Consider the following 14,542-nt stretch of genomic DNA (forward strand, 5'->3'; position numbering starts at 1 on the left):
GCGCTTTTCCGCTGGTGCAGTAAATGCGGCAGCAAAAGCAGTAACACGGCCTGCTGTCGGGCCGACCGCCGCGGCCTGAACGCCGCGGCACGGCGCACCTGTGTGGCGGTACTGGCGGATTGCTCCGCTTTTGCCAACCACGCGTGCCAAAGAACAATGCCTGACGATGGCCTAACGATGAACCGGTAATCATGGAATTCACGACCGTACTGTTCTACATCTTCGCGCTGCTCCTCGTGGTTTCAGGGCTGAAGGTGATCACCTCGCGCAACCCGGTGGCGTGCGCACTGTTTCTGGTGCTGGCGTTCTTCAACGCAGCCGCGATCTGGATGCTGCTCGAGGCCGAGTTCCTCGCGATCCTGCTGGTGCTGGTCTACGTCGGCGCGGTGATGGTGCTGTTCCTGTTCGTCGTGATGATGCTGGACATCAATCTCGACGTGCTGCGCAAGGACTTCAAACGCTTCTTGCCGATGGCCTCGGCGGTGGGCGCAATCATCGTGATCGAAACCGCGCTGATTCTGTGGCACGGCTACGGCGCGACCGCCACCGCGCTGCACGACACGGCCTCGGCCGCTGCCGGTATGGGCGACTGGTCGAACACGCGCCTGATCGGCAAGGTCATCTACACCAACTACATCTTCGCGTTCGAAATCGCCGGCCTGATTCTGCTGGTCGCCATCATCGCGGCGATCGCGCTGACCAGGAGCCACAAGAAGGACAGCAAGCGTCAGAACGTCAGCGCGCAGGTCAAGGTGCGTGCCCAGGACCGCGTGCGCGTCGTGAAGATGCCGTCGGAGAAAACCGCGGCGACCATCGCGGCGGAACAAGCGGCTGCCGCGGCGGCCGCAGCAGCAGCCGACTCGGCAGCAGCCAAGAACAGCTGAGCGGACAGGAGATAGAAATCATGTTGACCCTTGCCCATTACCTTGTCCTCGGCGCGATCCTGTTTGCGATCAGCATCGTCGGCATTTTCCTGAACCGCCGCAACGTCATCATCATCCTGATGGCAATCGAACTGATGCTGCTCGCGGTGAACACCAATTTTGTCGCGTTCTCGCACTACCTGGGCGACGTGCACGGCCAGATTTTCGTCTTCTTCGTGCTGACGGTCGCGGCAGCCGAGGCGGCGATCGGTCTCGCAATTCTGGTGACCCTGTTCCGTAGTCTCGACACGATCAATGTCGAGGATCTCGATCAGCTCAAAGGTTAATTTCAGGAAAAGCGGTTATGTCCACGATACTCAATGAAAACCTGCTGTTGGCAATTCCGCTTGCACCGCTCGCCGGTTCCCTGGTTGCAGGGCTGTTCGGCAAGGCGATAGGGCGGGCGGGTGCGCATTCGGTCACGATCCTCGGCGTCGCGATTTCGCTCATCCTGTCGGTGATGGTCTTCTTCCAGGTGATGGACGGCGCGAGCTTCAACGCGACCGTTTATCAATGGATGTCGATCGGCAAGACGCAGCTCGAAGTCGGCTTCCTGGTCGACTCGCTGACCGCGATGATGATCGTCGTGGTCAACTTCGTGTCGCTGATGGTGCACATCTACACGATCGGCTACATGGCCGACGACGACGGCTACCAGCGCTTCTTCTCGTACATCTCGCTGTTCACGTTCTCGATGTTGATGCTCGTGATGAGCAACAACTTCCTGCAGCTGTTCTTCGGCTGGGAAGCGGTGGGTCTCGTTTCGTACCTGCTGATCGGCTTCTACTTCAAGCGTGAGAGCGCGATTTACGCGAACATGAAGGCGTTCATCGTGAACCGCGTCGGCGACTTCGGTTTCCTGCTCGGCATCGGTCTGCTGTTCGCGTTCGCTGGTTCGATGAACTACGGCGAAGTCTTCGCCAAGCGTACCGAACTCGCCGCGCTGAACTTCCCGGGTACCGACTGGGGCCTGCTGACGGTGGCTTGCATTTGCCTGTTCATCGGCGCGATGGGTAAGTCGGCTCAGTTCCCGCTGCACGTGTGGCTGCCGGACTCGATGGAAGGTCCGACGCCGATCTCCGCGCTGATTCACGCGGCGACCATGGTGACGGCCGGTATCTTCATGGTTACGCGCATGTCGCCGCTGTTCGAACTGTCGGATACGGCGTTGTCGTTCGTCATGGTCATTGGTGCGATTACCGCGCTGTTCATGGGCTTTCTCGGCATCGTCCAGAACGACATCAAGCGTGTGGTCGCTTATTCCACGCTGTCGCAGCTCGGTTACATGACCGTCGCGCTCGGCGCGTCGGCGTACTCGGTCGCCGTGTTCCACCTGATGACGCACGCGTTCTTCAAGGCGCTGCTGTTCCTCGGCGCGGGTTCGGTGATCATCGGCATGCATCACGATCAGGACATGCGCAACATGGGCGGCCTGCGCAAGTACATGCCGATTACGTGGATCACGTCGCTGATCGGTTCGCTCGCGCTGATCGGTACGCCGTTCTTCTCGGGCTTCTACTCGAAAGACTCGATCATCGACGCGGTGAAGCTGTCGCATCTGCCGGGCTCGGGTTTCGCGTACTTCGCGGTGGTCGCAAGCGTGTTCGTGACCGCGTTGTATTCGTTCCGTATGTATTTCATGGTGTTCCACGGCGAGGAGCGCTTCCGCAATCCGAAGCACCCTGAATCGCCGATGGGCGCAGAAGCCGCGTCGCATGCACATGGCGCGCACGGCCACGATGACCATGGCCATGGTCACGGCGACCACGCTCACGAACCGCACGAAACGCCGTGGGTCGTGTGGGTGCCGCTCGTGCTGCTGGCGATTCCGTCGATCGTGATCGGCGCGATCGGCGTCGGTCCGATGCTGTTCGGCGACTTCTTCCAGCACGGCGTCGCGTTCGACAAGGTGATCTACATCAGCGAGAACCATCCGGCGCTGCATGAGATGGCCGAAGAGTTCCAGGGCTGGGCGTCGATGGGTCTGCACTCGGTGTCGGGCCTGCCGGTGTGGCTCGCGCTGGCTGGCGTGGTAGTCGCATGGTTCCTGTATCTGGTCCGTCCGGATCTGCCCGCTGTCATCAAGCGCGCATTCGGCCCGATCTACACGTTGCTCGATAACAAGTACTACATGGACAAGATCAACGAAGTCGTGTTTGCGCGAGGCGCGGTGGCCATTGGCCGTGGTTTGTGGAAGGAAGGCGACGTGGTCGTGATCGACGGCATCGTCAACGGCAGCGCACGCTTTATCGGCTGGTTCGCTAGCGTGATCCGCTTCCTCCAATCCGGCTACATCTACCACTACGCGTTCGCCATGATCATCGGCATGCTGGGGCTCCTGACCCTGTTTGTAACGCTCGGCGGCAAATAAGGCGAGGGACACTCATGCACGCTTATCCGATTCTCAGCATCGCGATCTGGTTGCCGATCTTCTTCGGTCTGCTGGTCCTCGCGATCGGCAACGACGAGAACCCCGCTCCCGCGCGCTGGATCTCGCTGATCGGCTCGGTCCTGAGCTTCCTCGTCACGCTGCCGCTGATCACCAGCTTCGATTCGAGCACCGCCGACCTGCAGTTCGTCGAGCAGGCGAACTGGATCCAGCGCTTCCACATCATGTATCACCTCGGTGTGGACGGTATTTCGATGTGGTTCGTCTCGTTGACCGCGTTGATCACGGTGATCGTCGTGATCGCAGGGTGGGAAGTGATCACGAAGAACGTCGGCCAGTACCTCGCGGCGTTTCTGATCCTGTCGGGCATCATGGTCGGCGTGTTCAGCGCGGCCGACGGCATGCTGTTCTACGTGTTCTTCGAAGCGACGCTGATCCCGATGTACATCATCATCGGCGTGTGGGGTGGGGCGAACCGCGTGTACGCGGCGTTCAAGTTCTTCCTGTACACGCTGGCGGGTTCGCTGCTGATGCTGGTTGCGCTGATTTATCTGTACAACGAGACCGGCTCGTTCGATATCGCCACGTGGCAGCACGCGCAGATCGCGATGACGCCGCAGGTGCTACTGTTTATCGCGTTCTTCCTGGCCTTCGCGGTGAAGGTGCCGATGTGGCCGGTGCACACGTGGTTGCCGGACGCGCACGTGGAAGCGCCTACCGGCGGTTCGGTCGTGCTGGCCGCGATCATGCTGAAGCTCGGCGCGTATGGTTTCCTGCGCTTCTCGCTGCCGATCACGCCTGATGCGAGCCATTTCCTTGCACCGGTCATCATCACGCTGTCGTTGATCGCTGTGATCTACATCGGTCTCGTCGCGATGGTGCAGGCCGACATGAAGAAGCTGGTCGCGTATTCATCGATCGCGCACATGGGCTTTGTCACGCTCGGCTTCTTTATCTTCAATCAGCTCGGCGCGGAAGGCGCGATCGTGCAGATGATCTCGCACGGCTTCGTGTCGGGCGCAATGTTCCTGTGCATCGGCGTGCTGTACGACCGCATGCACTCGCGTCAGATCGCCGATTACGGCGGCGTCGTCAACGTGATGCCGAAGTTCGCGGCGTTCGTGATGCTGTTCGCGATGGCGAATTGCGGCTTGCCGGGCACGTCCGGTTTCGTCGGCGAATTCATGGTGATTCTGGCTTCCGTCCAGTACAACTTCTGGATCGCGAGCGGCGCGGCTGTCACGCTGATTCTCGGCGCGGCCTACACACTGTGGATGTACAAGCGTGTCTACTTCGGCGCGGTCGCGAACGACCACGTGAAGAGCCTGGTCGACATCGACCGTCGCGAATTTTTCATGCTGGCAGTGCTCGCCGCACTGACGCTGTTCATGGGCCTGTATCCGAAGCCCTTTACCGATGTGATGCACGTATCCGTGGAAAACCTCCTCTCCCACGTTGCGCAATCGAAGCTGCCGTTGCCTCAGTAACGACGAGCGGAGGAATTTAAGACCATGCAAAACGCCCCTATGACTGCTCTGTTGCCTGACGCATTGGTGATGTTCGCCATTGTCATCGCGTGGCTCAACGACACGTTCGTCGGCCCGGAGGGTCGCCGTACTACGTATTTCATCGCGTTCTTCTCGACGCTCGTCGCCGGGATCTGGTTCGCGGTGAATGCGTTCGACCCGCAAGTGCATTACTTCTTCGATCACATGTACGTGGTCGATCCGTTCGCCAACGTGATGAAGGCGGTGGTGTCGCTCGGCTACGCGGTGACGATCGTTTATTCGCGTCGCTACCTCGAAGACCGTAGCCTGTTCCGCGGTGACTTCTTCCTGCTCGGCATGTTCTCGCTGCTCGGCCAGATCGTGATGATCTCGGGCAACAACTTCCTGACGCTGTATCTCGGTCTGGAACTGATGTCGCTGTCGCTGTACGCGGTGATCGCGCTGCGTCGCGAAGTGGCGTCGTCGAACGAAGCGGCGATGAAGTACTACGTGCTCGGCGCGCTGGCTTCCGGTTTCCTGCTGTACGGTGTTTCGATGCTGTATGGCGCGACCGGCTCGCTGGACCTGAATGAAGTGTTCAAGGCGATTAACACGAGCCACTACGATCCGACCGTGCTGCTGTTCGGCGTGATCTTCATCGTGGCGGGCGTGGCGTTCAAGATGGGCGCGGTGCCGTTCCATATGTGGGTGCCCGACGTGTATCAGGGCGCACCGACGGCGATGACGCTCATCGTCGGTGGTGGCCCGAAGGTCGCGGCGTTCGCGTGGGGTCTGCGTTTCCTCGTGATGGGCCTGCTGCCGCTGGCGGTCGAATGGCAACAGATGCTGGTGATTCTGGCGGCGCTGTCGCTGATTGTCGGCAACATCACCGGTATCGTGCAGCGCAACGTCAAGCGGATGCTCGCGTATTCGGCGATCTCGAACATGGGCTTCGTGCTGCTCGGCCTGCTCGCCGGCGTGGTCGACCAGAAGACCACGGGCGCCGCGAGCGCGTACGGCTCGGCGATGTTCTACAGCATCATCTACCTGATCACGACGCTCGGTACCTTCGGCGTCATCATGCTGCTCGCGCGCCGCGACTTCGAAGCGGACACGCTGGAGGACTTCAAAGGCCTCAATCAGCGCAGCGCGGTATTCGCGTTCGTGATGATGATCATGATGTTCTCGCTCGCGGGTATTCCGCCGGCAGTCGGCTTCTACGCGAAGCTCGCCGTGCTGCAAGCGACGATGAACGCCGGCCTGACCTGGCTCACCGTGCTTGCCGTGATCACGTCGCTGTTCGGCGCGTTCTACTACCTGCGTATCGTCAAGCTGATGTACTTCGACGAGCCGCAAGACAAGTCGACGATCGCGGCAGACACGAGCACGCGCGCGTTGCTCGCGTTGAACGGCGTCGCCGTGCTGGCGCTCGGTATCGTGCCGGATCCGCTGTTGCGCGCCTGCCTGCAGGCGATCCAGCACACGCTGCTGCTCTGATGTCCGCTGCGGGCTGGTTTATCGTGCTGTTGGCGCTGGTCGGCGCCAACCTGCCCTTCCTGAATCAGCGCCTCTTCGCCGCGGTGCCGTTGAAAGCGGCGAAGAAAAGCGCCTGGCTCCGGATTGCCGAATTGATCGTGCTGTATTTCGTGGTCGGCGCGCTGGGCTTTCTGCTCGAAGCGCGCGCGGGAAATCGCTTCGAGCAGGGCTGGCAGTTCTATGCGATCACGTTCGCTCTGTTCGTCGTGTTCGCTTTTCCCGGCTTTACCTTCCAATATCTCGTCAAACGCCGCTGACGGCGTGCCGCCGTCGCGCGCGCCTGGCTGTTCTGAGGTCCGCACATGGCTGAACTTCCCAATCACGACGCCGCGCTAACCGAGACTTGTATCGACAGCAAGACGGTCCATCAGGGGCCGTTCATGACGGTCAAGTACGATACGGTCCGACTCCCGGACGGCAAACACGCGACGCGCGAATATGTTCAGCACCCGGGCGCCGTCATGGTGATCCCCTTGTTCGATGACGGTCGCGTGCTGCTCGAAAGTCAGTATCGCTATCCGATGGGCAAGGTGATGGTCGAATATCCGGCCGGCAAGCTCGACCCGAACGAGGGCGCGCTGGCATGCGCGGTGCGGGAACTGCGCGAGGAAACCGGCTATACCGCGCGCGAATACGTATACCTGACACGGATCCACCCGATCATTTCTTACTCGACCGAATTCATTGATATCTATCTGGCGCGGGGCTTGACCGCGGGCGAGCGCAAGCTCGACGAAGGTGAGTTTCTCGAACTGTTCACCGCGACCGTGGAACAAGTGTCCGAGTGGGTGCGCACGGGCAAGATCACCGATGTGAAGACGATCATCGGTACTTTCTGGCTCGAGAAAGTGCTGTCGGGCACGTGGCCGACGCAGGCGCCCGAGACGGTATAAGTTCGCGTCAGCCCGATAGCTGATTTAACCAAGCCCCTGTCGGTCGATGACCGGCAGGGGCTTTGTCATTGGCTCCGCCGTTTCTTTCTGGCTCAACAAAATGCCGTTCCCTATGCCATCTGGCTGGCTCGTCGCGGCCCCGCCGGCCGGCTAGTATGAACCCTCCGATCACCGAGTGCGTCGTCGATTTTGTTTGGGATAACCGACGCTACTCATCGGAACGATCTGATTCCAGCTCAACCTCTGGGTTGTCAATTGACAACTCGAAATTGAGCGGCTACATTGGAGGTGTCGATGGTTCGAGGAAGGCACAAGAAGAAAGAGATCGAGGCTGCATTGGCGTACGCGGAGCAGCACGGCTGGCGCATTCAGGAAGGCGGAAAAGGTCATGCGTGGGGAAAAATCTATTGCCCGTACAAAGACGCCGAATGTCGGTGCGATGAGTTCTGTATATCGAGCGTCTGAAGTACGCCGAAGAATCCCGGCAATCACGCCAGACATCTGCGGCGCATCGTCGGCAACTGCGCGGCACGGCGCTGTGCGTTCGTAGGCAGCAAACAGGAATCGCAATAACCTGGGCTCAACAAAGACAGGAGTACCGTATGGAATATGTATTCACCTTGAAGTACCGCCTCACCGCGGAAGATTGCGATGCAGATGCAATCGTCGAGAGGCTGGGCGAAGCGGGGTGCGACGACGCTACGATTGGCGTCGGGCAAGCAGGCCGCCTCGCGCTGCTTTTCACCCGTGAAGGCGCGAGCGCATTCGAGGCTGTCATCAGCGCGCTCAAGGACGTGAAACGCGCTGTGCCGTCCGCGCAACTGGTCGAGGCGGGACCTGACTTCGTGGGGCTGACAGACGTGGCCGAAATGGCGGGCGTGTCGCGGCAAAACATGCGCAAGCTGATGCTGAATAACGCCATCGACTTCCCTCCGCCGGTCCACGAAGGCAGTGCGTCGGTGTGGCATCTGACGGACGTGCTCGAATGGCTGACCGCGCGCGGCGGGTACGAGATTGAGATCGGTGTCGCGGATGTCGCAAAACTGGCGAAGCAGATCAATCTGGCGAAGGAGGCCCGTCAGATTGAACCGCGCGTAAGTCGCCAACTCGGCAATCTCGTGGTGTAGCGGTGCGCTTCAAGCGGGCTGGAGAACGGAGCAATTGTGGCACCGGTGACCGCTCGGGCCGCCTTCGGCAGCACATGCCGTAAAGCGTTAAAATCGCGCACCCACGTGATATTCCCTTTCGGCAGCTGGCGGCTGTGCGTCGGCCCTAAGGTTTTACGAACGATCGTTCACAAATTTCCATTTTGCGCTAAACTGGCACGCAAGCCCTGATTCCACATGAAGGTCCTCGATTTACAGTGTCCGCATGGCCATCGGTTCGAAGGTTGGTTTGCTTCGGCTGATGACTTCGAGTCGCAGCAGTCCCGCAAACTCGTCGAATGTCCGATCTGCGGTGCGCACGAGGTGAGCCGTTTGCCGTCGGCACCGCGTCTGAATCTGTCGGGCGCGACCGACTCAAAAGCGCCGGCGGGTGTGCAGCAAATGCAGGCGCACATGATCCGCGCGCTGCGCGAGGTACTGGAGAAGACCGAGAACGTGGGCGACCGCTTCGCCGAGGAAGCGCGGCGCATTCACTACAACGAAGCGCCCGCGCGCAGTATTCGCGGTGTCACGACACCCGAGGATGCGCGTGCCTTGGTCGAGGAAGGCATCGAAGTGATGCCGCTGCCGGTCCCGGCTGCGCTGAAGGAACCACTGCAGTAGCGCGGTGGCTCCAGGCGGCTGGGTGGTGGCGGCCAGGAGACACTACGCATGAATCTGGACTATTCCCCCGCTGAAGACGCGTTCCGCGCCGACATCCGCGCCTGGCTCGAAGCGAATCTGCCTCGCGAGCTGAGCGACAAGGTTCTCAATCACAAACGTCTTTCCCGCGAAGACTTCGCAAGCTGGCACAGGCTGCTCGGCACGCGAGGCTGGTCGGCGGTCGCGTGGCCGCGCGAATATGGCGGCCCCGGCTGGGACGCGACGAAACGACATATCTGGGAAGAAGAGTGCGCGCGTGTTGGCGCACCTACCGTGCTGCCTTTCGGCGTGTCGATGGTTGCGCCAGTGCTGATGAAATACGGTAACGAGGCGCAGAAACGCCATTATCTGCCGCGCATTCTCGACGGCACTGACTGGTGGTGTCAGGGCTATTCGGAGCCGGGATCGGGTTCCGACCTTGCGTCGCTGCGCACCCGCGCCGAGCGCGTCGGTGATCATTACGTGGTCAACGGTCAGAAGACCTGGACCACGCTCGGCCAGCACGCCGACATGATGTTCTGCCTCGTGCGCACCGACAGCGGCGCCAAAAAGCAGGAGGGCATCTCGTTCCTGCTGATCGACATGAAAACGCCGGGCATCACGGTGCGGCCCATCATCACGCTCGACGAAGATCACGAAGTCAATGAAGTGTTCTTCGAGGACGTCAAAGTGCCGCTCGACAATCTGGTCGGCGAAGAAAATCGCGGCTGGACCTATGCGAAATATTTGCTCGGGCACGAGCGTACTGGCATCGCGCGAGTCGGTGCGTCGAAGCGCGAACTGGTGTTTCTCAAGCGTGTCGCGCTGAATCAGAAAAAGAATGGCAAGCCGCTGCTGCACGATCCGGTGTTTGCGGCAAAGGTCGCGAGTCTGGAAATCGAGTTGATGGCGCTCGAAGTCACCGTGCAACGCGTGGTGGCGAACGAGGCGGGCGGACGCGGCCCGGGCCCGGAAGCGTCGATGCTGAAGATCAAGGGCACGGAAGTGCAACAGGGACTCACCGAACTGATGTTCGAAGCGATCGGTCCGCTGGCCGCGCCGTTCGACGTGCCGTTCCTCGAAGGCGAACGCGGGCACAGTCTTGCCGGCGACGACGATGCCGCGCCGCTTGCCGCGTACTACTTCAACTTCCGCAAGACGTCGATTTACGGCGGCTCGAACGAAATTCAAAAGAACATCATCGCGCAGATGATTCTCGGACTTTGAGGAGCGGCGCATGGACTTCACTTTCAACGACGAACAGCAGCAATTTGCCGATGCGCTGCGCCGCTATCTCGGGAAGAACTACGGCTTCGAAGCGCGCCAGGCGATCGTGCGCTCGGAGGCGGGCGTATCGGCCGATCATTGGGCCGCGTTCACCGAGTTGGGGCTGACCGCATTGCCGGTGCCGGAAGATCAAGGCGGTTTCAGCGGCGGCCCGATCGACATGCTCGTGGTCATGCAGGAGCTCGGCCGCGCGCTCGTCGTCGAGCCGTATTGGGCGACCGCGGTGGGCATCGAAGCGCTGCGGCTCGCCGGCACCGGCGACGGCGAAGATGCCGCGCTGCTCGAACGGGCGGCCCGGGGCGAAGGCAAACTGGCCGTGGCGTTTCATGAGCCGCATGCCCGCTACGATCTGTTCGACGTCGCGACGAACGCGAGCCGGCAGGGCGCGCAGCACATGCTGAGCGGCAGCAAATCTGTCGTGCTGCACGGCGCGCAGGCGGACCACTGGATCGTGCCGGCGCGCCTCGATGGCGAGATCGCACTCTTCGTCGTCGCCCGCGACGCGGCCGGCGTTACGCTCACCGAGTACCGCACGATCGACGGTCAACGCGCCGCGACGCTCGAATTCGACGGCACGCCCGCGCGCCGGCTCGCCGGCGAACATGCGGGGGCGGCAACGCTCGAGCAGATCGCCGACTACGGCACCCTGCTGCTGTGCGCGGAAGCGATCGGCGCGCTCGACGCGCTCAATCACGCCACCGTCGAATACACGAAAACGCGCCAGCAGTTCGGTCAGCCGATCGCGCGTTTCCAGGCGCTGCAGCACCGCATGGTCGAGATGCTGATCCACGCGGAGCAGGCGCGCTCGATCACGTATCTCGCAGCGATGCGCTACGCGAGCGAAGACGCGAACGAGCGCCGTCGCGCGATCTCCGCGGCCAAGGTTCGGGTCGGCCAGGCCGCGCGTTTCGTCGGTCAACAGGCGGTGCAGTTGCACGGCGGCATGGGCGTCACGAATGAAGTGGCGGCCGCGCATCTGTTCAAGCGCCTCGCGATCATCGAGACCACGCTCGGCGACGTCGATCATCATCTCGCGCGGTTTGCCACTCTGCCCGGATTTGCAGTCGCCGAAGTCTGATCGGGGCGTTCCACCGAACAAAGGAGATGCACTGATGAAAATCAGTTTCGAAGACATGGAAGTGGGCGCGAGCCACGAAATCGGCAAGCACACGTTCACGCGCGAGGAGATTGTCGAGTTCGCGCAGAAGTTCGATCCGCAGCCGTTTCATCTCGACGAAGCCGCCGCGGCCGAATCGCCGTTCCGCGGCCTCGTCGCGAGCGGCTGGCACACGTGCTCGGTGATGATGGGCATGCTCGTGCGCAAGGTGCTGGCGGATTCGACGTCGATGGGTTCGCCCGGGATCGACGAGATTCGCTGGTTGAAGCCGGTGCGAGTCGGCGACACGATCACGATGATGAACGTCATCGTCGACAAGCGCGTGTCGCAGAGCAAGCCCGATCGCGGCATCGTGTCGACGCGCTGGGAGGGCATCAATCAGCACGGCGACACGGTGATCACGGTGCGCTCGAACGGCATGTTCGGTCTGCGCAATCCGGGAGCGGCGGCATGACGGTGAGCGCGGCGACGATCTCCGCCTTCGACAGTGCGGACGCTCTGCGCGCACTCGTCGGCACGCAGTCGCTCGTCAGCGAATGGCTGAGCGTCGATCGGGACAGAGTCAACCGTTTCGCCGAGGCGACCGGCGATCATCAGTGGATTCACATCGATCCCGAGCGGGCCATACGCGAGTCGCCGTTTGGCGGGCCGATTGCGCATGGGTTTCTGACGTTGTCGCTAATTCCGGCGTTGCTCGGTAAGACTCTGAGAATCGAGCAGCGCATGGGCGTCAACTACGGCTTGAACCGCGTACGTTTCATGTCGCCGGTACTCGTGGGGTCATCGCTGCGCGCGAAGTTCGCCGTCGAGTCGGTGACCGACGTAGACAACAACGGCGTGCAGGTCGCGTGGAACGTGACGCTGGAGCGTCAGGGCGGCGATCGACCGGTGTGCGTCGCGGAGTTCATCACACGGCATTACTTCTAGCGTTTGCCCTTCGCAGATGCAATGAAAAAGCGCGAGTCGGCAGACATGCCGCTCGCGCTTTGTGTTGTGTCCAGCCGCGTCAGCCAGACGGCCTGCAACTAGTGTTTCGCGTACTGTGTCGCGCCAAACAGAATCTCTTTCGCCTTGTCGTCCATCAGCGGCACGCGCGCGGATGCGAGCACGTCGACGCCGCGCACTACTGCCGGCCGCGTGGCGATCTCCTCATGCCAGCGCTTCACGTTCGGCAACGAATCGAGGTCGACGCCCTGATTTTTCCACGAACGGGTCCACGGAAACGCGGCGATGTCCGCGATCGTATAGTCGTTGCCCGCGAGGTAACGCGTCTTGCCGAGTTGCGTGTCCATCACGCCGTACAGGCGTCGCGCTTCGTTGGTGTAGCGATTGACCGCGTATTCGATCTGCTCGGGTGCATACACGCGGAAGTGATGCGTTTGGCCGAGCATCGGACCCAGGCCGCCCATCTGGAACATCAGCCATTGCAGTGCCGCGTAGCGCGCGGCTGGGTCGGTCGGTAGAAATTTACCGGTCTTCTCGGCCAGATAAATCAGGATCGCGCCCGATTCGAATAGCGCGAACGGCCGTCCGTCGGCGCCTTTCGGACCTTCGGAATCGACCAGCGCGGGAATCTTGTTGTTGGGACTGATGGCAAGAAATTCGGGCTTGAACTGGTCACCTGCACCGATATTCACGGCATGCACGTTGTAGGGTAGGCCCGTCTCCTCGAGCATGATATGAACCTTGTGGCCGTTCGGGGTCGCCCAGCTATAGACATCGATCATCCTGGCTCCTTGTTCGTCAAAGCGGCGCCGCAAAGAGGGCGCCGCCGTTGTCGAAAATTAGAGCATAGATCGCGCGATGCTGCTTGCAGTGACCTCAACGGCGCACTCGCTTCGGGCCGAAGCACTCAAACGCGCGTGACCGGCATCTCCACGCGAGCCGCCGCGCCCGCATCCATATGACGCGCGAGTTCGAGCTTGGCGATCGCGTTGCGGTGCACTTCGTCGGGGCCGTCGGCGAAACGCAGCGTGCGCGCGGACGCGTACGCATACGCGAGCGGGAAATCGTCGCTGACGCCGCCGCCGCCGTGCGCCTGAATCGCCCAGTCGATCACCTGACACGCCATGTTCGGCGCGACCACCTTGATCATCGCGATCTCGCCGCGCGCGCCCTTGTTGCCGACGGTGTCCATCATGTACGCGGTCTTCAACGTAAGCAGACGCGCCTGCTCGATCATGCAGCGCGCTTCGGCGAGACGCTCCTGTGTGACGCCTTGCGACGCAACCGGCTTGCCGAACGCGACACGTTGCAGCGAGCGCTTCGCCATCAGTTCGAGCGCGCGTTCGGCGAGACCGATCAGGCGCATGCAGTGATGGATGCGCCCCGGGCCGAGACGGCCTTGCGCGATTTCGAAGCCGCGGCCTTCGCCGAGCAGCAGGTTGGTGGCGGGCACGCGCACATTGTCGAGTGTGATCTCCATGTGGCCGTGCGGCGCATCGTCGTAACCGAACACGGTGAGCGGACGATGCACGGTGATGCCGGTGGCGTCGGCGGGCACGAGGATCATCGACTGCTGCTGATGGCGCGGCGCGTCGGGATCGGTCTTGCCCATCACGATATAGATCGCGCAGCGTGGGTCGCCGGCACCCGACGACCACCACTTGTGGCCATTGATCACGTAATGGTCGCCATCGCGCACGATGCTGGTCTGGATGTTCGTCGCATCCGACGACGCGACCTCCGGCTCCGTCATCAGAAACGCCGAACGGATCTGCCCTTGCAGCAGCGGTTCGAGCCATTCGCGCTTGTTGTCTTCGCTGCCGTAGCGCTCGATCGTCTCCATGTTGCCGGTGTCTGGCGCGTTGCAGTTGAACACTTCAGGCGCCCAGGGCACGCGGCCCATGATCTCGCACAGCGGCGCGTATTCGAGATTCGTCAGGCCGGCGCCGCGCTGCGATTGCGGCAGGAACAGATTCCACAGACCGGCATCGCGCGCCTTCTGCTTCAGTTGCTCGATCAGTTCGGTGGGCACCCATGCGTTGCCGTTCTGGCGATTGCGCGCGATCTCCGCATAGAAGGCCTGCTCGTTCGGGTAAATGTGCTCGTCGAAAAAGGCGAGCAGTTTTTCGCGCAACGCCTGGACCTTCGGGGTGTAATCGAAATTCATCTGGGACCTCG

The 14,542-nt window shown here is 61.6% G+C and carries 15 protein-coding genes and 1 pseudogene; 14 read left to right on the forward strand and 2 right to left on the reverse strand.

Annotated features, from left to right (window positions below; translation table 11 throughout):
- The first annotated feature begins 191 nt into the window (after positions 1–191).
- The 14 genes and pseudogenes from AB3X89_RS33260 (at position 192) to AB3X89_RS33325 (ending at position 12,346) form a co-directional block, all read left to right on the forward strand.
- Entirely contained in the window at positions 192–884 is a 693-nt protein-coding gene (locus AB3X89_RS33260; RefSeq protein WP_368587042.1) for an NADH-quinone oxidoreductase subunit J, read from the forward strand.
- 20 nt (positions 885–904) lie between these two features.
- Complete coding sequence (nuoK, locus tag AB3X89_RS33265; protein ID WP_006052894.1) at positions 905–1,210, forward strand: NADH-quinone oxidoreductase subunit NuoK; 306 nt, start codon at positions 905–907, stop codon at positions 1,208–1,210.
- Between the two features lie 17 nt (positions 1,211–1,227).
- On the forward strand, positions 1,228–3,294 hold the full coding sequence (gene nuoL, locus AB3X89_RS33270; protein WP_368587043.1) for an NADH-quinone oxidoreductase subunit L: 2,067 nt from the start codon (positions 1,228–1,230) through the stop codon (positions 3,292–3,294).
- Positions 3,295–3,308: 14 nt separating this feature from the next.
- Positions 3,309–4,799 (forward strand): NADH-quinone oxidoreductase subunit M, encoded by a 1,491-nt coding sequence (locus AB3X89_RS33275; protein WP_018431493.1) that lies wholly within the window; start codon positions 3,309–3,311, stop codon positions 4,797–4,799.
- A gap of 24 nt (positions 4,800–4,823) precedes the next feature.
- Positions 4,824–6,296 carry an NADH-quinone oxidoreductase subunit NuoN gene (gene nuoN, locus AB3X89_RS33280; protein WP_368587044.1) on the forward strand — a complete coding sequence of 491 codons (1,473 nt, stop codon included), beginning with the start codon at positions 4,824–4,826 and terminating at the stop codon, positions 6,294–6,296.
- The gene (locus AB3X89_RS33285; protein WP_018420024.1) at positions 6,296–6,592 is read left to right on the forward strand and encodes a DUF2818 family protein; all 297 of its coding nucleotides are present in this window, start codon (positions 6,296–6,298) and stop codon (positions 6,590–6,592) included. Before nuoN ends, AB3X89_RS33285 begins: the two co-directional genes overlap by 1 nt.
- 45 nt (positions 6,593–6,637) lie before the next feature.
- Positions 6,638–7,228, forward strand: coding sequence for an NUDIX domain-containing protein (locus tag AB3X89_RS33290; RefSeq protein ID WP_368587045.1), 591 nt, complete (start codon positions 6,638–6,640; stop codon positions 7,226–7,228).
- A gap of 294 nt (positions 7,229–7,522) precedes the next feature.
- Positions 7,523–7,801 (forward strand): annotated as a pseudogene (locus AB3X89_RS33295) (hypothetical protein).
- A gap of 29 nt (positions 7,802–7,830) precedes the next feature.
- Positions 7,831–8,355 (forward strand): helix-turn-helix transcriptional regulator, encoded by a 525-nt coding sequence (locus tag AB3X89_RS33300; RefSeq protein WP_368587046.1) that lies wholly within the window; start codon positions 7,831–7,833, stop codon positions 8,353–8,355.
- A 216-nt stretch (positions 8,356–8,571) separates the two neighbouring features.
- Positions 8,572–8,997, forward strand: coding sequence for a DUF1178 family protein (locus tag AB3X89_RS33305; RefSeq protein WP_368587047.1), 426 nt, complete (start codon positions 8,572–8,574; stop codon positions 8,995–8,997).
- A 48-nt stretch (positions 8,998–9,045) separates the two neighbouring features.
- Positions 9,046–10,242 (forward strand): acyl-CoA dehydrogenase family protein, encoded by a 1,197-nt coding sequence (locus tag AB3X89_RS33310; protein ID WP_368587048.1) that lies wholly within the window; start codon positions 9,046–9,048, stop codon positions 10,240–10,242.
- 10 nt (positions 10,243–10,252) lie between these two features.
- The gene (locus AB3X89_RS33315) at positions 10,253–11,380 is read left to right on the forward strand and encodes an acyl-CoA dehydrogenase family protein (protein WP_368587049.1); all 1,128 of its coding nucleotides are present in this window, start codon (positions 10,253–10,255) and stop codon (positions 11,378–11,380) included.
- A gap of 34 nt (positions 11,381–11,414) precedes the next feature.
- Entirely contained in the window at positions 11,415–11,873 is a 459-nt protein-coding gene (locus AB3X89_RS33320) for a MaoC family dehydratase (RefSeq protein ID WP_368587050.1), read from the forward strand.
- A complete protein-coding gene (locus AB3X89_RS33325) occupies positions 11,870–12,346 on the forward strand; it encodes a MaoC family dehydratase (RefSeq protein WP_368587051.1) in 477 nt (158 codons plus the stop codon). Before AB3X89_RS33320 ends, AB3X89_RS33325 begins: the two co-directional genes overlap by 4 nt.
- Positions 12,347–12,444: 98 nt before the next feature.
- Here AB3X89_RS33325 and AB3X89_RS33330 read toward each other — a convergent pair whose 3' ends face one another.
- Positions 12,445–13,146, reverse strand: a complete 702-nt coding sequence (locus AB3X89_RS33330) for a glutathione S-transferase N-terminal domain-containing protein (RefSeq protein WP_368587052.1) — start codon at positions 13,144–13,146, stop codon at positions 12,445–12,447.
- Between the two features lie 125 nt (positions 13,147–13,271).
- Entirely contained in the window at positions 13,272–14,531 is a 1,260-nt protein-coding gene (locus AB3X89_RS33335) for an acyl-CoA dehydrogenase family protein (RefSeq protein WP_368587053.1), read from the reverse strand.
- Between the last annotated feature and the right edge of the window lie 11 nt (positions 14,532–14,542).

The sequence above is a fragment of the Paraburkholderia sp. BR14320 genome, assembly GCF_040948665.1.
GTDB lineage: Bacteria > Pseudomonadota > Gammaproteobacteria > Burkholderiales > Burkholderiaceae > Paraburkholderia > Paraburkholderia youngii.